The sequence below is a fragment of the Luteimonas changyuni genome, from assembly GCF_039548395.1.
Classification (GTDB): Bacteria; Pseudomonadota; Gammaproteobacteria; order Xanthomonadales; family Xanthomonadaceae; genus Luteimonas.
Window position 1 is genome coordinate 118,216 of sequence record NZ_JBCLUZ010000005.1, and the last position, 24,659, is coordinate 142,874.

The window sequence follows — 24,659 nt, forward strand, 5'->3', positions numbered from 1 at the left end:
CCCGGGCTCCCGGGCGGCAGAGCCTGTCAGGCGACGCCACCGGCTGCGCGGCCCGATGCCCAGGCCCACTGGAAGTTGTACCCGCCCAGCCAGCCGGTGACGTCCACGACTTCGCCGATGAAGAACAGCCCCGGCACCCGCCGCGACATCATGGTCGACGAGGACAGGCCGTCGGTGTCGACGCCGCCCAAGGTGACTTCGGCGGTGCGATAGCCCTCGGTGCCGCTGGCCACGACCGGCCAGGCCGAGAGCGCGGCCGCGGCGCGCGCGAGCGCAGGCTCATCGAACTGCCGCAGCGGCCGGTCGCCCAGCCAGTGTTCGCACAGGCGCTGGGCGAAGCGGCGCGGCATGCGGTCGGCGAGCACGTTGCGCAGCTCGGTTGCCGGGTGCGCCGCGCGCTGTTCGCGCAGAAATGCCAGCGCATCGGTGCCGGGAAGCAGGTCGATCGACAGCGGTTCGCCGGCATCCCAGTACGACGAGACCTGCAGGATCGCCGGGCCGCTGAGGCCGCGATGGGTAACCAGCATGGCGTTGCGGAACGACTGTCCGCGACTCGAAGCCTCGACCTCCAGCGCGACGCCGCTCAGGCCCTGAAGGCGCTCGGAATGGCTGCCGGTGAGCACCAGCGGCGCCAGGCCGGCGCGCGTGGGCAGCACCGCGTGCCCGAACTGCCGCGCCAGCCCGTAGCCGAGGCCGCTGCCGCCCAGGCTGGGGATCGAGAGGCCGCCGCTGGCGACCACGAGCGACCCGGCGGCCACCTGTCCGCGCGTGGTCGCGACCAGGAACCCGCTGTCCGTGCGCGTGACGCTCTGTACATCGCAGCCGATGTCGACGTCGACGCCGGCATAAGTGCATTCGTTCAGCAGCATGCGCACGATGAGCTTGGCCGAGTCGTCGCAGAACAGCTGGCCGAGCTCCTTCTCGTGCCAGGCGATACCGTGGCGATCGACCAGCTCCACGAAGTCGGCGGGCGTATAGCGCGCCAGCGCGGACTTGCAGAAGTGCGGGTTGGCCGAGATGAAATTCGCCGGCCCGGTGCCGGTATTGGTGAAGTTGCAGCGGCCGCCCCCGGACATCAGGATTTTCTTGCCGGGCTTGTTGGCGCGCTCGAGCACTCGCACGCGCCGGCCGCGCTGGCCCGCGGTCATCGCACACATGAGCCCGGCGGCGCCGGCCCCGATGACCAGCACGTCGCAGGAAATCGTCATCGCGACAGGATAGCCCGGGGGCGTTGTGCGGCGGGGTGTGGCACGGGCACCTTCCACGCCATGGTCGAGGGTTTGGTGGAAGGTCGCCGGCCCAACGTCCGCGAGCCCCGAACCCGCCGAGGCGGAGCGCTGCGTGGTGGGTGTGGTCGCGCATGCGTACGTGCGATAGCGCACCGCCACGTAGAATGCGCGGATGCGCGACCAGACCCTCAATCCTCGCCGTCTTCCGTCCAAGGCCGCGCTTTGCGCCCGGATGCGACCGTGACCTGGCTCGGAATCGTCGCGGTCGTCATCGGCCTGTACCTCGCGTTCAAGGTCGCAGGCGTGGTGCTGAAGCTGGCCCTGTGGGCGCTGATCGTGGTGGCCGCGTACTGGTGGCTGGCGCCGATGTTGGGTTGGCCACCGCTCGAGGAAGTGATCCACGTCCTCGGCCCCTGAGGGTCCCGGCTCTCGTCGGCAGAAGCGGCCAGCATTGCGACCAGCCCCTGCCTTCGTGGGAGCGGCCATGGCCGCGATCGCCGCTATAGCGGCTCCCACAACGGCACGCTACAGCGGCTGCCATAGCGGCACCACGCTACAGCGGCACGCCACAACGGCTGCCGCAGCGGTACGCCGCAGCGGCTGCCACGGCGGTACGCCACAGCGGCTCCCACAGCGGCTCCCACAGCGGCAAATGCAGCGGCAAATGCAGCGAGCGGCGCAGGCTGTGGCGGACACAGCGACTCGGGCCGCGTTACTCGGGCTGTGGGCCCTTGCGGTGCGGCTTGCGCGGCGGGAACGGCTTTTTCGCGAAGGGCTTCTTCTCGAACGGCTTGCGGCCGGCGCCCTTGCCGCCGGCGGTGTCCGGCGCTTCGCCGTCGCGGGTGATGCGCAGCTGCTGGCCCGCGCACCAGACGCCCTTGAGGTGGGTCATGGTCGGCTCGGGCATGCCCTCGGGCAGCTCGATCAGGCTGTGGTCCTCGAAGATCTCGATACGGCCGATGTGCTTGGACTCGAGCGCGGCCTCGTTGGCGATCGCACCGACGATGTTGCCCGGCTTCACGCCGTGGTCGTAGCCGACCTCGACGCGGAACGTCTGCATGCCCGGCGACGCTGCGCGTGCCACGCGCTCCTTCTTCGGGAACGCGGGGCGCTCGCCGCGGTCGGCGCGCTCGTGGCGGGCAGGGCGTTCGCGATATTCGCGCTCCTGGCCGAAGGCCGTCGGGGAGGGCGCGGGCTTCGCGCGCGGCGGATCGAGCAGCAGCGGCACGTCGCCGCGCGCCATCTTCGCCAGCGCCGCGGCGACTTCGATCGCGGGCACGTTGAATTCGCGCTCGTAGTCCTCGACCAGCGACTGGAAAAGGCCGAGCTCGCCGGCGGCCAGGGTGTCGGTGATCGACTGCTTGAACTTGCCGATGCGGGCGTCGTTGACGGTCTCCACGCTCGGCAGTTCCATCTGCTCGATCGGCTGGCGCGTGGCGCGCTCGATCGAACGCAGCATGTTGCGTTCGCGCGGGGCGATGAACAGGATCGCCTCGCCGCTGCGCCCGGCGCGGCCGGTGCGGCCGATGCGGTGGACGTAGCTCTCGGTGTCGTAGGGCACGTCGTAGTTCAGCACGTGGCTGATGCGGTCGACGTCGAGCCCGCGCGCGGCGACGTCGGTCGCCACCAGGATGTCGATCTTGCCGTCCTTCAGCTGCGCGATGGTGCGCTCGCGCTGGGCCTGGACGATGTCGCCGTTGATCGCGGCGGCGGAGAAGCCGCGCGCCTGCAGGCGCGAGGCCAGGTCTTCGGTGGCGAGCTTGGTGCGCGCGAACACGATCATGCCGTCGAAGGGTTCGGCCTCGAGGATCCGGGTCAGCGCGTCGAGCTTGTTGGTGCCGCTGACCATCCAGTAGCGCTGGCGGGTGTTGAGCGTGGTGCTGGTCGCGGACTTGATCGCGACTTCGACCGGGTCGCGCAGGTACTTCTGCGCGATTCGCCGGATCTGCGGCGGCATGGTGGCCGAAAACAGCGCCACCTGGCGCGTCTCCGGGGTGCGCGCAAGCACCGACTCGACGTCGTCGATGAAGCCCATGCGCAGCATCTCGTCGGCCTCGTCGAGGACCAGCATGCGCAGTTCGGACAGGTCCAGCGATCCCTTTTCCATGTGGTCGATCACCCGTCCCGGCGTGCCCACGATCACCTGCACGCCGCGGCGCAGGGCCTGCAGCTGCGGGCCGTAGCCCTGGCCGCCGTAGATCGGCAGCACCTGGAAACCGGGCAGGAAGGCGGCATAGGTCTGGAAGGCTTCGGCGACCTGGATCGCGAGTTCGCGGGTCGGTGCCAGCACCAGCACCTGCGGCTTGCGCGCGGCGGGGTCAAGGCGCGCCATCGCCGGCAGGGCGAAGGCGGCGGTCTTGCCGGTGCCGGTCTGGGCCTGGCCGAGCACGTCGCGGCCGGCCATCAAGGGCGGGATGGTCGCGGCCTGGATCGGCGAGGGGGCTTCGTAGCCGACGGCGGCCAATGCCTGCAGCAGCGGCTGCGGCAGGCCGAGATCGGTGAACAGCGCGGTGGGGGCTTCGGAACTCATCAAGCGGCCTCTGGTGGGCCGTATGGCCTGGTGGGGTGTGGGATTCTACGCTCCGCAGCGCCTTCGCGGCGTCAGCTCGTGCGCGTGGCCAGCCGCTGGCCCAGCGTCACCGGGGTTTCCGCGCCAAGTCCGGGCGCCAGTTCGGCGACGCCCGGGGGCAGCAGCACGATCACGGTGGAACCGTAGTTGAAGCGCGCCATTTCCTCGAAACGCGCGAGGTCCACCGTCTCGCCCACGTAGTCCTTGCTGGCCACGCGGTCGCCATAGGCGGGAATTTCCTCGCCGCTCCAGACGGTCTCCACGCCTGAAACCAACAGCGCACCGACCATCACCACGGCCATCGGCCCGAAGTCGGTGGCGAAGTGGCAGACCAGGCGCTCGTTGCGCGCGAACAGCCGCGGCACGCGGGCCACGGCCGCCGGGCCGACGCTGAACAAGCGGCCGGGAACGTGGACCGTGCGCAGGAGGCGGCCGTCCCAGGGCATGTGCACCCGGTGGTAGTCGCGCGGCGAGAGGTAGACAGTGGCGAACAGGCCATCGGCATAGGGCGCGGCGGCGACCTCGTCGGCCAGCAATTCGGCCGCGGTGAAGGACTGGCCCTTGGCCTGGAAGATCCTCCCGCCGCGGATCGGGCCGCACTGGCTGATGCGGCCGTCGGCCGGCATCAGGATGGCGGCCGGATCGGGGTCGGCCACGCGCGCATCCGCACGCAGCGCCCGGGTGAAGAACGCGTTGAAGGTGGGGTAGGAGGCCGCATCGGCATTCGCCGCCTCGGACAGGTCCACGCCGAAACGGCGCACCACCGTGTCGATCAGCCAGCGGCGCAGCCTGGGATTGTCCGAATACGCGAGACGGCGCGCGGCCCCCGACAGCAGGCGGTGGGGCAGGGCGTAGCTCAGCCGGGTGACCAGGCTCACTGTGGCGATGCTCCGGTGAGGGTGGTCAGGTCGGCGGCGATGGCCGCCGGGTCGAGCGGCCCCTGGATCACGCCCGCCATCCGCCCGGCGGGATCAAGCAGGGCCAGCGCGGCCGAGTGGTCGATCGTGTACTGGTCGGCCGGAGCGCCGTCGGCGGCCGGGACCTTCATGAACACCAGCGACAGCGAGCGCGCGAACTCCTCCAGCGCGGGGATGTCGGCGGTTGCAGCGAGGGTGTCGCGATGGAAGAAGGCCGCGTATTCGCCGATGCGGTCGGGGCTGTCGCGCTCGGGGTCGACCGAGACGAAGAGCACCCGCGGCCGCCTGGCCTCGGGCAGCGGTTCCCATTCCTTCTGCGCCCGCGACAGGTCGGCCAGCGTGGTCGGGCAGACGTCCGGGCAGTGGGTGAAGCCGAGGAACACCAGGGTCCAGTGGCCGTGCAGCTCGCCGGGAACCAGCTGGGTGCCGTCGGACTGCTGCAGTGCGAACGGCGGCAGCTCGCGGGCCTGCGGGAACAGGCGCACGGTCTCGAGTTCGGGATGGGCCGGGGCGCTGTTGCCGCCAAACCACTTCTGCGAGGCGACAAGGCCGAGGCCGGCGGCAAGCGCGGCCACGAGCACGATCAGGACGGTGCGGTTGAACATGGTGCCTCGGACGCCGGGAGTGACCGGACATGATAACGGGCCGCGCCGGAGGGCGCGGCCGCTTCGCTATACTGCCCGCCCCGGCGAAAGCGCCGTGAACGCGCGCCATGACCACCCAACAGCTCCAGACCATCATCGACCTGATCCGCTACGGTGCCAGCCGCTTCAACGCGGCCGGGCTGACCTTCGGCCACAGCTACGACAACGCCCTGGATGAAGCGACCCAGCTCACCCTGCACGCGCTGCACCTGCCGCACGACCTGAGCCCGGTCTACGGCACCGCGCGGGTGACCGAAGCCGAGAAGGAAGACGTGCTCGCGCTGTTCATCCGTCGGATCGAGGAGCGCGTGCCTGCGGCCTACCTGTGCGGCGAAGCCTGGTTCGCGGGCCTGAGCTTCAAGAGCGACAGCCGCGCCCTGGTGCCGCGTTCGCCGATCGCCGAGCTGATCGAATCGGGCTTCGAGCCCTGGCTCGCCGGCCGCGAAGTGCGCCGCGCGCTGGACCTGTGCACCGGCTCCGGCTGCATCGCCATTGCCATGGCGCATTACAACCCGGACTGGCATGTCGATGGCGTCGACCTCAGCGACGAGGCCCTGTCGCTGGCGCGCGAGAACGAGCGCCGATTGATGACCGACAACGTCCGCCTGCTCAGGTCTGACCTGTTCTCTGCAGTACAGGGCGAGCACTACGACCTGATCGTCAGCAATCCTCCCTACGTCACCAACGCCGAAACCGACGCGCTGCCGCGCGAATATTCGCACGAGCCCGAGATGGGCCTGCGCGCCGGCGACGACGGCCTGGACCTGGTGCTGAAGATCCTGCGCGATGCGCCGCTGCACCTGTCCGACGAGGGCGTGCTGATCTGCGAGGTCGGCGAGGCGGAGCGCGCGCTGTCCAAGCTGCTGCCGGAGCTGCCGCTGATGTGGGTGGAGTTCAAGGTCGGGCAGATGGGCGTGTTCGTGGTCGAGCGCCATGACCTGGTCAGCCACAGCGCGCGGATCACCGCGCTGGCGGCGGAGCGGGAGCGCGGCGCGGCCGCGGCTCCTGCGATGGCGACGGGCGCGACCGCAGCGGGCGCAGGCGCCACCGGCAGCGAGCCGGACAGCCTGTTCTGATGCACATGCCAGCGGGCCAGCCGGATCCTTGCGGGGCACGTCCCTGAACACCTTCGGCCAACTGCTGCGCGTCACCACCTTCGGCGAATCCCACGGGCCGGCGATCGGCTGCGTGGTCGATGGCTGCCCGCCGGGCATCGCGCTGGCACCGGACGACTTCGCACACGACCTGGAACGTCGCGCCAGCGGGCGGTCGCGGCATACCTCCGCGCGCCGCGAGGACGACGTGGTCGAGATCCTGTCGGGCGTGTACGGGGGCCTGACGACGGGCACCCCGATCGCCCTGCTGATCCGCAACTCGGACGCGCGCAGTCGCGATTACGAGCGCATCGCGACGCAGTTCCGCCCCGGGCACGCCGATTACACCTACTGGCAGAAATACGGCATCCGCGATCCGCGCGGCGGCGGACGCAGCTCCGCGCGCGAGACCACGATGCGCGTGGCCGCGGGCGTGATCGCGAAGAAATGGCTGGCCGAGCGCCACGGCGTCGGCGTGCGCGGCCATCTCGCGCAGATCGGTGATCTCGAGCCGCAGGCCCATGACTGGAACGCGGTCGAGGGCAACGCCTTCTTCTGGCCCGATGCGGCGCAGGTTGCAGAGCTCGAGGCGTACATGGATGCGCTGCGCAAGTCCGGGGATTCCGTCGGCGCGCGGGTTGCCGTGGTCGCCGACGGCGTCCCGCCCGGCTGGGGCGAGCCGGTCTACGGCAAGCTCGATGCCGGCATCGCCGCGGCGATGATGTCGATCAACGCGGTCAAGGGCGTGGAGATCGGCGCCGGCTTCGCCTGCGTGGCGCAGAAGGGCAGCGAGCACCGGGACGCAATGACCCCGGACGGCTTCCTGTCCAACCACGCCGGCGGCGTGCTGGGCGGCATCAGCAGCGGCCAGCAGCTCGTGTGCTCGGTGGCCTTCAAGCCGACCTCGAGCCTGCGCCTGCCGGTGCCGGGCGTGGACGTCGAAGGCGGGGTCGTGGACATCGTGACCACCGGCCGCCACGACCCCTGCGTGGGCATCCGCGCGACCCCGATCTGCGAGGCGATGCTGGCGCTGGAGCTGATGGACCAGGCGCTGCGCCATCGCGCCCAGTGTGGCGATGTCGGCGCGGTGGCGCCGCGCATCCCGGGGTCGCCGGACGGGAACGGCCATGGCTGACGCCCGCCCCAGGGTATGGGTGTCGCAGCCGCTGTACGGCGATATCGAGGCGCGGCTGGAGCAGTGGTTCGACGTCAGCCGCACGCCTGACATCAGCGACCATGCGCCGGAAGCGATCGCGGCCGCGTTGGCCGATGCCGACGGCGCCCTGGTCACGCTGAACGACCGCATCGGCGCGGCCGAAGTCGCTGGGGCGGCAAGGCTGCGCGCGATCGCCAACGTCGGCGTGGGCTACAACAACCTTGATGTGGCGGCGCTGGCCGCCCGCGGCATCGTCGCCACCAACACGCCGGACGTGCTGACCGAAACCACGGCGGACTTCGGCTTCGCGCTGATGATGGCCGCGGCGCGGCGGATCACCGAGGCCGAGCACTGGCTGCGCGCAGGGAACTGGCAGGGCTGGGGCTTCCACGAGCTGCTTGGCGCGGAGATCCACGGCAGCACCCTGGGCATCCTTGGCATGGGCCGGATCGGGCAGGGCATCGCGCGGCGCGCGCGCGGCTTCGGCATGCGCGTGCTGTACCACAACCGCAGCAGGCTGCCGGCGGCGGTCGAACGCGACTGCGCCGCGACCTGGGTGGAGCGCGACGCGCTGCTGGCGGCGGCCGACCACCTGGTGCTGGTGCTGCCGTACACGGCGGCCAACCGCCACATCATCGACGCCGCGGCGTTGGCGCGGATGAAGCCCGGCGCCACGCTGACCAACATCGCGCGCGGCGGCCTGATCGATGAGGACGCGCTTGCCGAGGCGCTGCAGGACGGGCGCCTGGCGGCTGCCGGGCTGGACGTCTTCGAGGGCGAGCCCGTGGTGAACCCGCGGCTCACCGCCTGCCGCAACGTGGTGCTGACGCCGCATATCGCCAGTGCGAGCCTGCCCACGCGGCGCGCGATGGTCTCGCTTGCGGTGGACAACCTGATCGCGGCGATGGGCGTCGGCCCCGATGCCGGACGGCCGCCGAATCCGGTCACTTCAGCCGCTGCCTGAAACCGGGCGTGGCGGCTGCCGCAGCACGCATTCCGTAGAATGAGCCGATGTACACCAGCATCGCCGCCTATCATTTCGTCGTTGTCGACGATCCCGCCGCCCTGGTCGTGCGTATCCGTGCCTGGGCCGAAGCGCAGGATCTGCTCGGGACCGTGCTGGTCGCGGACGAGGGCATCAATCTGTTCCTGGCCGGCAGCGAGGCCGGCATCGGCGCCTTCCTTGCGCTGCTGCGCGGCGATGCGCGCTTCGCTGGCCTGCAGGCCAAGTCCAGCCGCAGCCACACGCAGCCGTTCGCGCGCCTGAAGGTCAAGCACAAGCCCGAGATCATCAGCTTCCGCCGCGATGGGGTCTCGCCACTGGACGGGCGTGCGCCCGCGGTGGCGCCTGCGGACCTGGCGCGCTGGATCGCGCGCGGACGTGACGACGACGGTCGGCGGCTGGTGCTGCTCGACACCCGCAACCGCGAAGAAGTCGGCCACGGCACGTTCGCCGGCGCGCTCACGCTGCCGATCGACAACTTCACCGACCTGCCGGCGGCCCTCGTGCCGCACCGCGAGGCGCTCGCCGATGCCATCGTGGTCGGGTTCTGCACCGGCGGCATCCGCTGCGAAAAGGCCGTGCGCTGGATGCGCGACGCGGGCTTCGGCCACGCCCTGCAGCTCGACGGCGGGATCCTCGGCTACTTCGAAGCCACGGGCGGCGCCGGATATGAAGGCCGCTGCTTCGTTTTCGACGAGCGCATCGCGCTGGATCCGGGCCTGCGCGCCGCGGCTGACCGGTGCTCCGCACATTCCGCCGGCCGCGCGCGATAATGCCCGGCTGCGCGGCCCCCGTCGCGCCCTCAACGAACGGAGTCTCCATGGGCAGGCAATACAAGGTGGCCGTGGTCGGCGCAACCGGCGCGGTGGGCGAGGCGATGCTCTCGATCCTCGCCGAACGCGGGTTCCCGGTCAGGGAGATGGTGGCGCTGGCGAGCGAGCGCTCGGCCGGCGGAACGGTCGCTTTCGGCGACGACGAGGTGGTGGTCCGCGACCTGGCGACTTTCGATCCTGCCGGCGTCGACATCGCCCTGTTCTCCGCGGGCGCGGCGGTTTCGAAGGAGTACGCGCCGAAATTCGCCGCCGCCGGCGCCGTGGTGATCGACAATTCATCGGCGTTCCGCCAGGACGGGGACGTGCCGCTGGTGGTCAGCGAGGTCAATCCCGAAGCCGTCAGGCTTCGCCCGCGCGGCATCATCGCCAACCCCAACTGTTCGACCATGCAGATGCTGGTGGCGCTTGCGCCGATCCACCGCAAGGTCGGCATCGAGCGCATCAACGTCGCGACCTACCAGTCGGTGTCCGGCGCGGGCCGCGTGGCGCTCGAGGAACTCGGCCGACAGACCGCGTCGCTGCTGGGCTTCCGCGGCGCCGAGCCGGCGCATTTCCCGGTGCAGATCGCCTTCAACCTGATCCCGCAGATCGACGAATTCATGGACAACGGCTTCACCCGCGAGGAGATGAAGCTGGTCTGGGAGACGCGCAGGATCCTGGGCGACGACAGCATCCAGGTGAACCCGACCGCGGTGCGGGTGCCGGTGTTCTACGGCCACGCCGAGGCGCTGCATATTGAAACCCGCGAAAAGATCAGCGCCGCCGAAGCGCGCGCGCTGCTGGAAGCGGCGCCCGGGGTCGAGGTGGTCGATGAGCGCGTTGCCGGTGGCTATCCGACGCCGGTCACGCACGCGTCGGGCAGTGATCCGGTCTTTGTCGGTCGCATCCGCGAGGATCTCTCGCACCCGCGTGGACTCGACCTGTGGGTGGTGGCCGACAACATCCGCAAGGGCGCGGCCTTGAATGCGGTGCAGGTCGCGGAACTGGTGATCGGCGAGCGCTGATGCAGCTCCCGCGTTGCCATCCAAGGCCGCGGGCCGCTAGAGTCCACGCGATGCAATGGGGGAACGAGTGCACACGACACCGCGAATGATGCGAGCAATCCGCTGGGCCGCCATGTGCGGCCTGCTGTTGGCGCTGTTCGCGGGCCAGGTGCTTGCGCTGGGCCTGGGCCGGATCGAGGTCAAGTCGCGCGCCGGCCAGCCGCTGCTGGCCGAGATCCAGGTGATCTCCAGCGATTCCGGCGAACTCGACCAGCTGCGCGCGGGCCTGGCGTCGCCGGACACGTTCCGGCGCATCGGCCTCCCGGCGCCGGACAGCGTGGTCGCGGGGCTGGAGTTCGCGGTGGCGCTCGACGCCCGCGGCAACCCGGTGATCCGCGTCACCACGCGCGAACCCGTCACCCAGCCGATGCTGACCTTCCTGGTCGAGGTCGACTGGGGGCAGGGGCGCCTGGTGCGCGAGTACTCCGCGCTGGTCGATACGCCGCAGACCGTGGCCGCGCCGGCACAGCCGGCCATCGAAGCGCCGGTCGCCGCGCCGGCGAACACCATCGTGCGTTCGCCGGAGGCTGCGGCGGCGCCCGGGTCTGACGACATCGCACCGACGGATGAAGCCGTCGCGGTCGATGAAACCGCTGCGGACGCTGCCGCCGCTGCCGCCGAACGCGCTGACGCTGCCGTGGCCGACGAAGCTGCGACCCCTCCCGCCATCGCGCCCGCACCGGTGGCAACACCGGCGCCGATGCCGGCGGCACTGCCCGCGCAGGCATCCGCGCCTCCCGGCGAGTACGGCCCGGTGCAGGCGGGCGAGACGCTTGGCGCGATCGCCGCGCAGCTTGTCGGCGACGGCGTCACCCGCGAGCAGGCAATCGTGGCGCTGTTCCGCGCCAATCCCGAAGCCTTCATCGCCAGCAACCTCAACCTGGTGCGCCAGGGCGCGGTATTGCGCATCCCGGACCGCAGCGAGATCGCCGGGCTGGACCTGCGCGAGTCACGCGCGCTGATGCGCGAGCAGGTGGCGGCCTGGCGCGACATGACGCGTCCGGCACCGCAGCCCGAAGCGGTCATGGACGCGCCCGCCGCCGCCGAGGCCCCCGAGGCCCCAGCGCCCGGGCCGGCGGGCGAAGGCGAAGCCGGCCCGCAGCCGGACGCCGTGGCACGTACCGCGGACGCGCGCCTGGAAATCGTGCCGCCGTCGGCGGCCGGCGGGCAGCAGGCAGGCATACGATCCGGCATCCAGGCCGGTGGCGAGGGCGAAATGCTGCGACAGGAAATGCAACAGGAACTGCACCAGAGCCAGGAAACCCTGGCCGCACGCGAGGCCGAGGTGGACGAACTCAAGGCCCGCGTCGCGGACCTCGAGCGCCTGCAGGCGCAGCAGGCGCAGCTGATCACGATGAAGGACAGCGAGCTGGCCGCGGTCCAGGAGCGCCTTTCGGCCACCTCCGAGCCTGCTGCCGAGGCGCCGCCGGCTGCGGCCGAAGCTGGCGGCCTGCCGTGGGCGTGGATCGGCCTGGGCCTGCTGCTGGTCGCCGCGGTGGCCTGGATGCTGATCCGTCGCGCGCCGAAGCCGACGCCGCGGCCGCGCTTTGACGCTGCCGCCCTGGCAGCCGCGTCGTCGTCGCCGGCGGAAGGCGAGTCGCCTGCCGACGCCCCGCAGCAGGTGCCCGCGGCGCCACGTCCGGCGACGCCGGCATGGCACGCGGACGCGGCGGCAAGCACCGATGTAGTCGTGCCGGTGGCCAAGGCTGTGCCCGTGGCCAAGTTCGTGCCAGAGCACGTCCCCACGCATGCCGACACCGACACCGACACCGACACCGACGCCGATACCGACATCGACCGCGACCGCGACGCCGATGATGCCGCGGTGATCGCCTCGCTCAACCCGTCACCAGGCGGCGCGGAGCGCATCGAGCTGGCGCGCGCCTACCTCGACCTCGGCGACGTCGACACCGCCCGCGACCTGCTGCAGGAAGTCGTCGATGCCGGCGACCACGCGGCGCGCGCGGAGGCCTCGCGCCTGCTGGAAGGAATCGCCTGACGCCTGTGTCGCCGCCGCGACTGTGCGCGGCGCGGCCGGTCATCGCACACCATGCGCTACGCACTGGGCACCGAATACGACGGCAGCGACTTCCTGGGCTGGCAGCGACTGGGTGACGCCGGTGCCGGCGGCGCGCGGACCCTGCAGGCGACGCTGGAGGCGGCGCTGTCGAAAGTGGCGGATGCGCCGGTAGCGACCATCTGTTCCGGGCGCACCGATTCCGGCGTCCACGCGCGCTGCCAGGTCGTGCATTTCGACAGCGAAGCCGCGCGCGATCCGCGCAGCTGGATGCTGGGTACGACCTCGCTGCTGCCGCCGTCGATGGCGGTGCGCTGGTGCCGCGAGGTTGGCGACGACTTCAGCGCGCGCTTCTCCGCACGCGCCCGCCGCTACCGCTACAGCATCCTCAACCGTCCGGTCCGGCCCGCGCTGGGCCACCAGTACCTGGCCTGGAGCCGGCATCCGCTGGACGCCGATGCCATGCATCGCGCCGCCCAGGCCCTGGTCGGCGAGCTCGACTTCACTTCTTTCCGGACGGTGCACTGCCAGGCGCCACACGCCCGCCGCGACCTGCAGCGGATCAGCGTGACGCGCGAGGGCGACGTGGTGGTGGTCGACGTCCAGGCCAACGCCTTCCTGCATCATATGGTCCGCAACATCGTCGGATCGCTGCTGGAAGTGGGCGGCGGCCGCCGTCCGGAGCAGTGGATCGCGGAGGTGCTGGACGCGCGTGACCGCAGGCGTGCCGGCCCGACCGCGCCGTCGGGCGGCCTGGTCTTCCTCGGGCCCCTCTATCCGGCAGATTGCGGCCTCCCTCCGGAAGTCACGCTGGATGGCCCCGGCGCCGTGCCGGGACCCCTTCCCCTGCCACGACCCTGACATGCCACGCACCCTCTTCCGTACGCGCATCAAATTCTGCGGCCTGACCCGCGCCGGCGACGTCCGCCTCGCGAGCGAGCTCGGCGTCGACGCCATCGGCTTCGTCTTCGCCCGCGGCAGTACGCGCAGGCTCCACGTCGCCGAGGCCCGCGCCCTGCGCGAGGCGCTGGCGCCGCTGGTCGACGCGGTCGCGGTGTTCCGTGACAACCCCGCCGACGAGGTCCGCGAGGTGGTGAAGCAGGTGAAGCCAAGCCTGCTGCAGTTCCACGGCGATGAGGACGATGCCTTCTGCCGCCGCTTCGGGCTGCCGTATCTCAAGGCGGTAGGCATGGGCGCCGGGACCGCGGTGGAAGGGCCGGCCCTGGTGGCCGCCTTCCCGGGTGCGTCGGCGTTCCTGTTCGACAGCCATGGCGGCGGCCATGACGGCGGCAGCGGGCGCGCCTTCGACTGGTCGGCCCTGCCGCGCGCGCTGACCCGGCCGCTGCTGCTGTCCGGTGGGCTTTCGCCCGGCAACGTCCATGATGCGGTGGCCGCAACCATGCCGTGGGGCGTGGATGTAAGCAGCGGCATCGAGTCCGCGCCCGGTCAAAAGGACGGGGACCTGATGCGCGCATTCGTGGCCGAGGTGCGTCGCAGCGATTGCCGCGCCGATGATGATGATGAAGAAGCAGTTCTGGAGATGCGTGATGAGTGACATGCCGGCCGATTTCCATGCCTTCCCCGACGCCCGCGGCCACTTCGGCCGCCACGGCGGCCGCTTCGTCGCCGAGACCCTGGCCGGGCCGCTGCGGGAGCTGGCCGCGGCCTATGACGCGGCGCGCGGCGATCCGGCCTTCGTCGCCGCGTTCGAAGCCGACCTGGCCGATTACGTCGGCCGGCCGAGTCCGATCTACGAGGCCGTGGGCCTCACGCGCCACGTCGGCGGCGCGCGCATCCTGCTCAAGCGCGAGGACCTGAACCACACCGGCGCGCACAAGATCAACAACACGATCGGCCAGGCGCTGCTCGCCAGCCGCATGGGCAAGACCCGGATCATCGCCGAGACCGGTGCCGGCCAGCACGGCGTGGCCAGCGCCACGGTCGCCGCGCGCCTGGGCCTGGAGTGCGTGGTCTACATGGGCGCGACCGACATCGAGCGCCAGAAGATCAATGTCTACCGCATGAAGCTGCTGGGTGCGACGGTGGTGCCGGTGACCAGCGGCTCGGCGACGCTCAAGGATGCGCTCAACGAGGCCATGCGCGACTGGGTGACCAACGTCCGCGACACCTTCTACATCATCGGCACGGTGGCCGGCCCCGACCCGTACCCGCGCATGGTGCGCGACTTCAATGCGGTGGTCGGCAAGGAGGCGCGCGCACAGATGCTGAAGCGGCACGGCTGCCTGCCGGACGTGGTCACCGCCTGCGTCGGCGGCGGCAGCAACGCGATCGGCATCTTCCACGCCTTCCTCAACGACCGCGACGTGCGCCTGGTCGGCGCCGAGGCGGCGGGCGAGGGCATGGACAGCGGCCGGCACGCGGCGTCCATTTCGGCCGGGCGCGTGGGCGTGCTGCACGGCAACCGCACCTATGTGCTCTGCGACGACGATGGCCAGGTGATCGAAACCCACTCCGTCTCCGCCGGGCTGGACTATCCCGGCGTCGGGCCCGAGCACGCCTTCCTCGCCGATACCGGCCGCGCCACCTATGTCGGCGTGAGCGACGACGAGGCGCTGGAGGCATTCCATTTGCTGGCGCGCACCGAAGGCATCCTCGCCGCGCTGGAATCCAGCCACGCGGTGGCGCAGGCGATCAAGCTCGCGCGCGACATGCCGAAGGACGCGCTGGTGCTGTGCAACCTGTCAGGGCGCGGCGACAAGGACGTGCACACCATCGCCGCGCGCGAAGGAGTGGAGGTATGAGCGTCGTCGAAGTCGCGCCGCGGATCGCGCGCCGCTTCGCCGCCCTGCGCGCCGCCGGACGCAAGGCCCTGGTGCCCTTCATCACCGCGGGTGATCCGTCGCTGGAAGATACGGTGCCGGTGATGCACGCCATGGTCGAGGCCGGTGCCGATGCGATCGAACTCGGCGTGCCGTTTTCCGATCCGATGGCGGACGGCCCGACCATCCAGCGCAGCTCGGAGCGTGCGCTCGCGCGCGGCGCCGGCATGGCCTGGGTGCTGGAGCGCGTGCGCGAGTTCCGCGAGCGCGACGACGACACTCCGGTGACGCTGATGGGTTATCTGAACCCGGTGGAGATCCGCGGTGCCGCGGCCTTTGCCGCTGCCGCCGCCGATGCCGGAGTCGATGGCGTGCTGCTGGTCGACCTCCCGCCGGAGGAGGCCGCCGGGTTCCGCGATGCGTTCTCCGCCCGCGGCGTGGCCCTGGTGCTGCTGGCATCGCCGACCACGGATCCGGAGCGCGTCCAGATGCTCTGCTCGCTCGCGCAGGGCTACCTGTACTACGTCAGCTTTGCCGGGGTGACCGGCGATTCCGCCCGCCTGGACGCCGCTGCCGCGGCCGCGCACCTGCGCGCCATCCGCGCCCTCAGCCCCGTGCCGGTGGTGGCCGGCTTCGGTATCCACGATGCCGCCAGCGCCGCGGCCATGGCCGTGGATGCCGACGGCGTGGTGGTCGGCAGCGCCCTGGTCAAGGTGATGGCCGCTGCCGGCAGTGGTGCCGCCGCCGCGGCCGCCGCGGATTTCCTGGCCCCGCTGCGCCGGGCGCTGGATGCGGGCGCCGGCGGGACAGTGGGCTAAACTCCCCCGGTTCGCGGCCCAGTCCGCAAAGGATCACAGCAAACGCATGTCCTGGCTGAAGAAAATCATGCCTGCCCGCATCCGCACCGAGGGCGGCCCCGCACGCAAGCGCAGCGTGCCCGAGGGGCTGTGGGAGAAGTGCGACAGCTGCGGCGCGGTGCTTTACCGCCCGGAGCTTGAGGAGAACCTCGAGGTCTGTCCGAAGTGCGCCCATCACATGCCCATCCGCGCCCGCGCGCGGCTGGCCGCCTTCCTCGACGCCGGCAGCGGCCGCGAGATCGGCGCCGCGCTCGGCCCGGTCGACGTACTCCGCTTCCGTGACCAGAAGCGCTATGCCGACCGCATCAAGGCCGCGCAGAAAGCCACCGGCGAGCGCGACGCGCTGATCGCGATGGAAGGCCGGCTGAAAGGCAGCCCGATCGTGGCCAGCGCATTCGACTTCGCCTACATGGGCGGCTCGATGGGTTCGGTCGTGGGCGAGCGCTTTACGCTGGGCGCCGAACGCGCGCTCGAGATCGGCTCGCCCTTCGTGAACTTCTCCGCCAGCGGCGGCGCGCGCATGCAGGAGAGCCTGTTTTCGCTGATGCAGATGGCCAAGACCTCGGCCGCGCTCGGCCGCCTGCGCGCGGCGGGGCTTCCCTATGTTTCGGTGATGACCCATCCGACCACCGGCGGCGTCTCGGCGTCGTTCGCGATGCTCGGCGACATCAACCTCGCCGAACCCAAGGCCCTGATCGGCTTCGCCGGCCCGCGCGTGATCGAACAGACCGTGCGCGAGACGCTTCCGGAAGGTTTCCAGCGCTCCGAGTTCCTGGTCGAGCACGGCGCCATCGACCAGATCTGCGACCGCCGCGAGCTGCGCGCGCGCATTGCTTCGCTGCTGGCGATGTTGATGCGCCAGCCGGCGCCGCCCGCCGAGCAGGCCGACGAGGCCGCCCAATGAGCGCGCAGCGCAGTGCGACAGCCGGCGGCGCGCGCCGCTGGTTCGGCACCGACGGCATCCGCGGACGGGTCGGCGAAGGCCCGATCTCGGCCGACTTCATGCTGCGCCTGGGCAACGCCTACGGCCACGCGCTGACCGCACGCGTCAAGGACGGCGGCGAGTGGCGCAAGCCGGTGGTGATCATCGGCAAGGACACGCGGATCTCGAACTACATGTTCGAGGCCGCGCTCGAGGCCGGCCTGGTCGCTGCAGGCGTCGACGTGCAGCTGATGGGGCCGATGCCGACGCCGGCGGTCGCGCACCTCACGCACTCGATGCGGGCCGACGGCGGCATCGTGATCTCGGCGTCGCACAACCCGCACCACGACAACGGCATCAAGTTCTTCTCGGCCATGGGCGAGAAGCTCGACGACGCCACCGAACTTGCCATCGAATCGGCGCTGGACCAGCCCTTTCGCACCGTGGCCTCCGACAGGCTCGGCAAGGCGATCCGCACCCGCGATGCCGTTGGCCGCTATGTCGAGGCCTGCAAAGGGTCGGTGCCGCGCAGCTTCGATCTCGACGGCATGCGCATCGTGGTCGACTGCGCGCACGGCGCCACCTACCAGATCGGGCCGATGGTGCTGCGCGAGCTGGGCGCGCGGGTCGAAACCATCGGCGTCGACCCCAACGGCGTCAACATCAACGACGGCGTCGGCTCCACCTGGCCTGAAGGCCTGGCCGCGCGCGTGCGCGAGTCCGGGGCCGAGCTCGGCATCGCCTTCGACGGCGACGGCGACCGGGTGGTGTTCGTCGATGGCGACGGCCAGGTGCGCGACGGCGATGACCTGGTCTACCTGCTGGCCTGCGACTGGAAGGAAAGCGGCCGCCTGCGCGGCCCCGTGGCCGGCACGCTGATGACGAACTTCGCGCTTGAGCAGGCGCTGGCCGCCCGCGACATCGAGTTCATCCGCACCAGGGTGGGCGACCGCTATGTGCACCAGGCCCTGGTGGAGCGCGGCGGCGTCCTGGGCGGCGAGGCGTCCGGCCACCTGCTGTGCCTGGACCGCTCCACCACCGGCGACGGCATCGTCAGCGCCCTGCAGGTGCTGGAAGTGCTGCACCGGCGAGGCATGTCCCTGGCCTATGCCCTGCGCGACCTGCGCAAGGTGCCCCAGCGCACGATCAACGTGCGCGTCGCCAGCGGTTCGCGGCCGGTGGAGGTCGACAGCGTCAAGGCGGCGCTGGCCGAAGCCCAGCGCGCCGTGGAAGGGCGGGGCAGGGCGTTCCTGCGCCCTTCGGGCACCGAGCCCGTGGTCCGCGTGACCGTCGAAGCCGATGACGAGGCGCTGGTGACAGCGACCCTGGAGCAGCTTGCCGCCGCGGTGCGCGCCGTCGCCTGAGTGGCGCGCATGTGGGAGCGACCGCAGCCGGTCGCCTGGGCGATGCACATGTGCGAGCGGCCGTGGCCGCGATCGACCTTGGGGTGGCTCCCATGCAGCGACGGAAAGGCTGGGCAGGAACGGCGCAACCGGGCGAATGCGGGCGGTATCATGGGCCTTCAGCGTCCCCACCCCGGGCGCGCCTTCCTGAGCGAACCATGGCACCGCGAATCCCCACCCTCGACATCCGCCGCTTCACCCATCCCGCCAGCCCGGAAGACCGCCAGGCCTTCGTCGATGAGCTGGGCGCCGCGTACCGCGAGTGGGGCTTTGCCGGCATCCGCAACCACGGCATCCCGCAGGACTTGATCGCCGAAGCCTACGAGGCCTTCAAGGCCTTCTTCGCGCTGCCCGAGGATGCCAAGAAGGCCTACCACGTGCCCGGCGGCGGCGGTGCCCGCGGCTACACGCCCTTTGGCGTGGAGACGGCGAAGGATTCGAAGCACTTCGACCTCAAGGAGTTCTGGCACATCGGCCGCGAGATCGCCGATGACTCCGGCTACCGCGACGTGATGCCGCCCAACCAGTGGCCGGCCGAGGTGCCGACGTTCCGCGACAAGGGTTATGCGCTCTACCAGGCGCTGGATGCGCTCGGCTCGCAGGTGCTGCGCGCGCTGGCCCTGCACATCGACCTGCCGGAGCACTGGTTCGCCGACAAGACCGACTTCGGCAATTCGATCCTGCGCCCGATCCACTACCCGCCGATCACCGCCGACGACATCCCCAACGTGCGCGCCGGCGCCCACGGCGACATCAACCTGATCACGCTGCTGGTCGGCGCCAGCGCCGCCGGCCTCGAGGTGCGTTCGCACGAGGGCGAGTGGGTGCCGTTCACCGCCGACGCCGACACCATCGTGGTCAATATCGGCGACATGCTGCAGCGCCTGACCAACCACGTGTATCCGTCCACGATCCACCGCGTGGTCAATCCGCCGGGCGAACTTGCGCGCCAGCCGCGCTATTCGGTGCCGTTCTTCCTGCATCCGAACCCGGACTTCCTGATCGACGTGCTGCCTTCCTGCGTGACCGCCGACAACCCCAGCCGCTACCCGGAGCCGATCACGGCCCACGGCTACCTGGAAGAGCGGCTGCGCGAGATCAAGCTGGCCTGAGCGCGGGTGCTGCGCGCGCATGCAGGAACGTGCGCGAAGGCCTAGACTCTGCGGCCCCGCCATATCCCGAGGTCTGAACATGCGCGCACGCATCGTCGCCGGCAACTGGAAGCTCAACGGCAGCCGCGGCTCCGCCGCAACCCTGCTGGCCGACATGGCCGCGGGCCTGCCGGCCGCTGGCGTGGACATCGTGGTGCTGCCGCCTGCGACCCATCTGGAAGGCCTCGTGTCCGCCTGGGGCGCGCGTGGCATCGGCTTCGGCGGGCAGGACGTGAGCGCCCATGCCGATGGCGCATACACCGGCGAAATCTCCGCCGCGATGCTGGCCGACGTCGGCGCGCGCTTCGCGCTGGTCGGTCATTCTGAGCGGCGCCAGTACCACGCCGAGGACAGCGCGCTGGTCGCGCGCAAGTTCGCCGCGGCGCTGGCTGCCGGCCTGCGCCCGATCCTCTGCGTCGGCGAGTCGCGCGAAGACCGCGAAGGCGGCTCGACCGAGTCGGTGATCGCCGGCCAGCTGCGCCCGGTGCTCGATCTCGTGGGCGCGGAAGGCTTCGAAACCGCCGTGGTCGCCTACGAGCCGGTGTGGGCCATCGGCACCGGGCTGACCGCCACGCCGCAGCAGGCGCAGGAGGTCCATGCGTTCATCCGTAGCGAGGTTGCCGCACGGGGTGCTACCATTGGAAATTCACTGCCGATCCTCTACGGCGGCAGTGTGAAGCCCGCCAACGCCGCCGAGCTGTTCGCCATGGCCGACGTCGATGGAGGCCTTATCGGCGGAGCCTCGCTGGTGGCCACGGACTTCATGGCCATCGTGGCCGCGGCGGCGCGCTGACCGCCGGGCCCAAGAGAACGGAACCATGCTGCAACTCATCCTCAATATCGCCTTCGTGCTCGTCGCCCTCTCGCTGATCGCGCTGATCCTCATGCAGCGTGGCGCGGGCGCACAGGCAGGGTCGGGCTTCGGCGGCGGTGCATCCGCCACCGTCTTCGGTGCGCGTGGCGCCTCCAACTTCCTCAGCAAGTCCACCAAGTGGCTGGCCATCGTGTTCTTCGCGCTGACCCTGTTCATGGCCTGGCAGGCCACGAGGATGGCAACCCAGGCGGGCCCTTCCGCGGTGGACCTGGGCGTGATGTCCGAAATCCCCTCCGCGCCCGCGGCCCCCGGCGAAGTGCCTGCGGCTCCGGGCACGGCGCCCGCGGCACCCGGCTCCGCGGTCCCGGCCGCGCCCGAGGCCCAGCCGCCCGCCGTACCGCCCCCCGCACAGGGGGAAACGGGGCAGGAAGTCCCGCAGGGCGGCTGATAGCGATTACAATATCGCGCCTTCGTACAAGCGTGCGGAGACAGTGTAAAAATTTGCCCAGGTGGCGGAATTGGTAGACGCACTACCTTGAGGTGGTAGCGGCTTAGGTCGTGGGGGTTCGAGTCCCCCCTTGGGCACCATACAAGCGCCAGGCGCGGCCGGTCACGGTCGCGCCTGGCACCTAGCAAAGGGGCGCGCATGCACCCCGTAGCCGAGGGAACACCGTGCTGGCCGAATACCTGCCGACCCTGCTGTTTCTGTTTGTCGCCACCGGAATCGGCATTGCCCTGGTCGTCATAGGCAATGCCCTGGGCCCGAAGTTCTACAACGCCGAGAAGCTCACGGCCTACGAATGCGGCTTCGCCCCGTTCGAAGACTCGCGGATGCAGTTCGACATCCGCTACTACCTGATCGCCATCCAGTTCATCGTCTTCGACCTGGAAATCATCTTCATCGTGCCTTGGGCCACCGTGTTCCGCGAACTCGGCGTGCTTGGCCTGATCGAGATGGGCATTTTCGTCGGCATGCTGCTGATCGGTTTCATTTACGTTTGGAAGAAGGGAGCGCTCGAATGGGAGTGATCCAGGCGGCCCGCAGCCTTGCGAATGCGGCGAGCAACCCGCTGCCCGAGGGGCGCGTCGACGACATCCTGCGACCGGAGGGCGAGAATCCGCTGCTCGAGCAGGGCTTTGTCACCACCAGTTCGGACATCCTGCTCAACTGGGCGCGTACCGGTTCGATGTGGCCGGTGACCTTCGGCCTGGCCTGCTGCGCGGTGGAGATGATGCACGCGGGCGCTGCGCGCATCGACATGGACCGCTACGGCGTGATCTTCCGTCCGTCGCCGCGCCAGTCCGACGTGATGATCGTGGCCGGCACCCTGGTCAACAAGATGGCCCCGGCGCTGCGCAAGGTCTACGACCAGATGCCCAACCCCAAGTGGGTCATCTCCATGGGCAGCTGCGCCAACGGCGGCGGCTACTACCACTACTCGTACGCGGTGGTGCGCGGCTGCGACCGCGTGGTGCCGGTCGACATCTACGTGCCGGGCTGCCCGCCGACGGCCGAGGCCCTGGTGCACGGCATCCTGCAGCTGCAGCGCAAGATCCGCCGTTCCACCAACTTCGGCGACGTAAAGACGGGACAGCGCAATGTCTGAGTCCGCGACGGCGTTTGCCACGCGCCTGCACGCGCGCTTCCCGCAGGGCTTCGTCGAGGTCGCGCTGCCGCGCGGCGAAGTCGGCCTGGTGCTGGGCGCCGCCGAATGGCGCGAAGGCTGCCGCGTGCTGCGCGACGAGTTCGGCTTCGAGGTCCTGATCGACCTCTGTGGCGTAGACCACCTGGGCTACGGCACCGACGAGTGGGACACCAATTCCTCCTCCGAGGGCTTCAGCCGCGGCGTCGAGGGCAAGGGTCCCGGCCGCTTCCGCTACGGCGAGACGCCCAGCCAGCAGCTTGATGATCCCGATGGCGTTGGCGCGATCCCGCTGCCCGAGAACCGCTTTTCGGTCGTGGTGCAGCTGCTTTCGATCGCCAACAACCGCCGCCTGCGCGTGACCTGCCATGCGCCGGATGATGTGCTGCCGATGGTCGACTCCCTGTGCGACGTCTGGGAAGGCGTGAACTGGTTCGAGCGCGAGGCGTTCGACATGTTCGGCATCGTGTTCCCCGGCCATCCCGACCTGCGGCGCCTGCTCACCGACTACGGCTTCATCGGCCATCCGTTCCGCAAGGACTTCCCGCTGATCGGCAACGTCGAAGTCCGCTACGACGCCGAAAAGCAGCGCGTGATCTATGAGCCGGTGACTTCGGTCGAGCCGCGCGTGCTGGTGCCTCGCGTGATCCGCGACGACGCCCGTCTCGCGACCGCGCGCGGCGAGGCACGCGACCTGAAGGTCGGTCCCGTGCGCGGCGTCGCGCCGGCAGGAGACGCCAAGTGAGCATGCAGCCCCCAAGCGAACTGCTGGCCAGCAACCCGGCGGAGGCGCGCCAGGAGATCCGCAACTACACGCTGAACTTCGGTCCCCAGCATCCGGCTGCCCATGGCGTGCTGCGCCTGATCCTGGAAATGGACGGCGAAGTCGTGCAGCGCGTCGATCCGCACGTGGGCCTGCTCCACCGCGGCACGGAAAAGCTGGCGGAGTCCAAGCCGTTCAACCAGTCGATCGGCTACATGGACCGCCTCGACTATGTGTCGATGATGTGCAACGAGCATGCCTACGTGCTCGCGATCGAGAAGCTGCTGGGCATCGAGGCACCGGAGCGGGCGCAGTGGATCCGCACGATGTTCGACGAGATCACGCGGCTGCTGAACCACCTGATGTGGATCGGCTCCAACGGCCTCGACCTCGGCGCGATGGCGGTGATGCTGTACTCGTTCCGCGAGCGCGAAGAGCTGATGGACGTCTACGAGGCGGTCAGCGGCGCGCGCATGCACGCGACCTATTACCGCCCCGGCGGCGTGTACCGGGACCTCCCCGACCACATGCCGAAGTACCGCGAGTCGCCGTGGCGCAAGGGCGCCAAGCTCAAGCGCTTCAACGAGTGGCGCGAAGGGTCGATGCTCGACTTCCTGGAAGCGTTCACCAAGGACTTCCCGTCGCGCATCGACGAATACGAGACCCTGCTGACCGAGAACCGCATCTGGAAGCAGCGCACCGTCGGCATCGGCGTGATTCCGCCGGAGCAGGCCATGGCCCTGGGCATGTCGGGCGTGATGCTGCGCGGATCGGGCATCGAGTGGGACCTGCGCAAGAAGCAGCCCTACGCGAAGTACGACCAGGTCGACTTCAGGATCCCGGTGGGCACCAACGGCGATTGCTACGACCGGTATCTGGTGCGCGTTGCCGAGATGCGCGAATCCAACCGCATCATCGCCCAGTGCGTGGACTGGCTGCGCGCCAATCCTGGCCTGGTGATGGTCGACAATTTCAAGGTCGCCCCTCCCTCCCGCGAGGAGATGAAGGACGACATGGAAGCCCTGATCCACCACTTCAAGCTGTTCTCCGAAGGCTATTGCGTACCTGCCGGCCAGACCTACCAGGCCGTCGAGGCGCCCAAGGGCGAGTTCGGCTGCTACCTGGTCTCGGACGGTGCCAACAAGCCCTTCCGCGTGCACCTGCGCGCGCCCGGCTTCGCGCACCTGTCGTCGATGGATGCCGTGGTGAAGGGACACATGCTGTCCGACGTGGTGGCGATGGTCGGCACCTATGACCTCGTCTTCGGAGAAGTGGACCGATGAAAGCAACCGGCAACTTCGAGAACGCGCGCAATGTCGACCCGATGGTCGTGCTCAGCGACGAGACGCGCGCGCACATCGACCATTGGGTGGCCAAGTTCCCGCCCGATCGCAAGCGTTCGGCCGTGATCCAGGGCCTGTTCGCCACCCAGCAGCAGAACGGCGGTTTCCTGACCGACGAGCTCATCGCCGGCGTGGCCGGTTACATCGGCATCCCGCCGGTGTGGGCGTACGAGGTCGCGACCTTCTATTCGATGTTCGAGACGAAGGAAGTCGGCCGTCACAACGTCGCCTTCTGCACCAACATCAGCTGCTGGCTGAACGGTGCCGAGGACCTGGTCGCGCACGCCGAGAAGAAGCTCGGCTGCAAGGTGGGTGAATCCACCGCCGATGGCCGCGTCTACCTCAAGCGCGAGGAAGAATGCGTGGCCGCGTGCTGCGGCGCCCCCGTGGTCGTGATCAACGGCCATTACCACGAGAAGCTGGACACCGCGAAGGTGGACGAGCTGCTCGACGGATTGAAGTGAGGCTGGACGCAGGC

24 protein-coding genes, 1 tRNA gene and 1 pseudogene are annotated in these 24,659 nt (G+C 70.1%); 22 read left to right on the plus strand and 4 right to left on the minus strand.

Annotation, left to right across the window (positions count from 1 at the left end):
• Positions 1–26: 26 nt before the first annotated feature.
• Positions 27–1,208 (minus strand): BaiN/RdsA family NAD(P)/FAD-dependent oxidoreductase, encoded by a 1,182-nt coding sequence (locus WCD84_RS03810; RefSeq protein ID WP_343255728.1) that lies wholly within the window; start codon positions 1,206–1,208, stop codon positions 27–29.
• 261 nt (positions 1,209–1,469) lie between these two features.
• Between WCD84_RS03810 and WCD84_RS03815 the strand changes: the two genes are divergently transcribed.
• Complete coding sequence (locus tag WCD84_RS03815) at positions 1,470–1,646, plus strand: hypothetical protein (protein ID WP_343255729.1); 177 nt, start codon at positions 1,470–1,472, stop codon at positions 1,644–1,646.
• 295 nt (positions 1,647–1,941) lie between these two features.
• On the opposite strand, the gene WCD84_RS03820 is transcribed toward WCD84_RS03815, so the two are convergent.
• From WCD84_RS03820 to WCD84_RS03830, 3 genes are all read right to left on the minus strand, one after another.
• Positions 1,942–3,759, minus strand: a complete 1,818-nt coding sequence (locus tag WCD84_RS03820) for a DEAD/DEAH box helicase (RefSeq protein WP_343255730.1) — start codon at positions 3,757–3,759, stop codon at positions 1,942–1,944.
• 71 nt (positions 3,760–3,830) lie between these two features.
• Positions 3,831–4,676, minus strand: coding sequence for an archaetidylserine decarboxylase (gene asd, locus WCD84_RS03825; RefSeq protein WP_343255731.1), 846 nt, complete (start codon positions 4,674–4,676; stop codon positions 3,831–3,833).
• A complete protein-coding gene (locus WCD84_RS03830) occupies positions 4,673–5,320 on the minus strand; it encodes an SCO family protein (RefSeq protein ID WP_343255732.1) in 648 nt (215 codons plus the stop codon). The genes asd and WCD84_RS03830 overlap by 4 nt, the downstream gene beginning before the upstream one ends.
• Before the next feature lie 107 nt (positions 5,321–5,427).
• Between WCD84_RS03830 and prmB the strand changes: the two are divergent.
• The 21 genes and pseudogenes from prmB to nuoE form a co-directional block, all read left to right on the plus strand.
• Positions 5,428–6,342 (plus strand): annotated as a pseudogene (prmB, locus tag WCD84_RS03835) (50S ribosomal protein L3 N(5)-glutamine methyltransferase); the annotation flags it as partial.
• Positions 6,343–6,463: 121 nt separating this feature from the next.
• Positions 6,464–7,588: a chorismate synthase gene (aroC, locus tag WCD84_RS03840; RefSeq protein ID WP_449280057.1), complete on the plus strand. Its 1,125-nt coding sequence runs from the start codon at positions 6,464–6,466 to the stop codon at positions 7,586–7,588.
• Positions 7,581–8,573, plus strand: coding sequence for a 2-hydroxyacid dehydrogenase (locus tag WCD84_RS03845; protein WP_343280491.1), 993 nt, complete (start codon positions 7,581–7,583; stop codon positions 8,571–8,573). Before aroC ends, WCD84_RS03845 begins: the two co-directional genes overlap by 8 nt.
• Positions 8,574–8,620: 47 nt before the next feature.
• The gene (locus tag WCD84_RS03850) at positions 8,621–9,385 is read left to right on the plus strand and encodes a sulfurtransferase (protein ID WP_343280492.1); all 765 of its coding nucleotides are present in this window, start codon (positions 8,621–8,623) and stop codon (positions 9,383–9,385) included.
• A gap of 47 nt (positions 9,386–9,432) precedes the next feature.
• Entirely contained in the window at positions 9,433–10,449 is a 1,017-nt protein-coding gene (locus tag WCD84_RS03855) for an aspartate-semialdehyde dehydrogenase (RefSeq protein ID WP_343280493.1), read from the plus strand.
• A gap of 85 nt (positions 10,450–10,534) precedes the next feature.
• Complete coding sequence (locus tag WCD84_RS03860; protein ID WP_343280494.1) at positions 10,535–12,487, plus strand: FimV/HubP family polar landmark protein; 1,953 nt, start codon at positions 10,535–10,537, stop codon at positions 12,485–12,487.
• 51 nt (positions 12,488–12,538) lie between these two features.
• Positions 12,539–13,366, plus strand: a complete 828-nt coding sequence (gene truA / locus WCD84_RS03865; protein ID WP_343255738.1) for a tRNA pseudouridine(38-40) synthase TruA — start codon at positions 12,539–12,541, stop codon at positions 13,364–13,366.
• 1 nt (position 13,367) lies between these two features.
• Positions 13,368–14,060, plus strand: a complete 693-nt coding sequence (locus WCD84_RS03870) for a phosphoribosylanthranilate isomerase (RefSeq protein ID WP_343280495.1) — start codon at positions 13,368–13,370, stop codon at positions 14,058–14,060.
• Complete coding sequence (gene trpB / locus WCD84_RS03875) at positions 14,053–15,267, plus strand: tryptophan synthase subunit beta (RefSeq protein WP_343278368.1); 1,215 nt, start codon at positions 14,053–14,055, stop codon at positions 15,265–15,267. The genes WCD84_RS03870 and trpB overlap by 8 nt, the downstream gene beginning before the upstream one ends.
• Positions 15,264–16,103, plus strand: coding sequence for a tryptophan synthase subunit alpha (gene trpA / locus WCD84_RS03880; protein ID WP_343280496.1), 840 nt, complete (start codon positions 15,264–15,266; stop codon positions 16,101–16,103). Before trpB ends, trpA begins: the two co-directional genes overlap by 4 nt.
• 46 nt (positions 16,104–16,149) lie before the next feature.
• Positions 16,150–17,046, plus strand: a complete 897-nt coding sequence (gene accD / locus WCD84_RS03885; RefSeq protein WP_343255742.1) for an acetyl-CoA carboxylase, carboxyltransferase subunit beta — start codon at positions 16,150–16,152, stop codon at positions 17,044–17,046.
• Positions 17,043–18,428, plus strand: coding sequence for a phosphoglucosamine mutase (glmM, locus tag WCD84_RS03890; protein WP_343255743.1), 1,386 nt, complete (start codon positions 17,043–17,045; stop codon positions 18,426–18,428). The genes accD and glmM overlap by 4 nt, the downstream gene beginning before the upstream one ends.
• Positions 18,429–18,625: 197 nt before the next feature.
• Positions 18,626–19,579, plus strand: coding sequence for an isopenicillin N synthase family dioxygenase (locus WCD84_RS03895; protein ID WP_343280497.1), 954 nt, complete (start codon positions 18,626–18,628; stop codon positions 19,577–19,579).
• A gap of 79 nt (positions 19,580–19,658) precedes the next feature.
• A complete protein-coding gene (gene tpiA / locus WCD84_RS03900; protein WP_343280498.1) occupies positions 19,659–20,411 on the plus strand; it encodes a triose-phosphate isomerase in 753 nt (250 codons plus the stop codon).
• A gap of 25 nt (positions 20,412–20,436) precedes the next feature.
• A complete protein-coding gene (gene secG / locus WCD84_RS03905; protein ID WP_343280499.1) occupies positions 20,437–20,880 on the plus strand; it encodes a preprotein translocase subunit SecG in 444 nt (147 codons plus the stop codon).
• A 55-nt stretch (positions 20,881–20,935) separates the two neighbouring features.
• Positions 20,936–21,020, plus strand: a tRNA-Leu gene (locus tag WCD84_RS03910).
• Between the two features lie 84 nt (positions 21,021–21,104).
• Entirely contained in the window at positions 21,105–21,461 is a 357-nt protein-coding gene (locus tag WCD84_RS03915; protein ID WP_343255747.1) for an NADH-quinone oxidoreductase subunit A, read from the plus strand.
• Positions 21,452–22,039, plus strand: coding sequence for a NuoB/complex I 20 kDa subunit family protein (locus WCD84_RS03920; RefSeq protein ID WP_343280500.1), 588 nt, complete (start codon positions 21,452–21,454; stop codon positions 22,037–22,039). Before WCD84_RS03915 ends, WCD84_RS03920 begins: the two co-directional genes overlap by 10 nt.
• Positions 22,032–22,820, plus strand: coding sequence for an NADH-quinone oxidoreductase subunit C (locus WCD84_RS03925; protein WP_343280501.1), 789 nt, complete (start codon positions 22,032–22,034; stop codon positions 22,818–22,820). The genes WCD84_RS03920 and WCD84_RS03925 overlap by 8 nt, the downstream gene beginning before the upstream one ends.
• 2 nt (positions 22,821–22,822) lie before the next feature.
• Entirely contained in the window at positions 22,823–24,121 is a 1,299-nt protein-coding gene (locus WCD84_RS03930) for an NADH-quinone oxidoreductase subunit D (RefSeq protein ID WP_343280516.1), read from the plus strand.
• The gene (nuoE, locus tag WCD84_RS03935) at positions 24,118–24,645 is read left to right on the plus strand and encodes an NADH-quinone oxidoreductase subunit NuoE (protein ID WP_343255750.1); all 528 of its coding nucleotides are present in this window, start codon (positions 24,118–24,120) and stop codon (positions 24,643–24,645) included. The genes WCD84_RS03930 and nuoE overlap by 4 nt, the downstream gene beginning before the upstream one ends.
• The last annotated feature ends 14 nt before the right edge of the window (positions 24,646–24,659 follow it).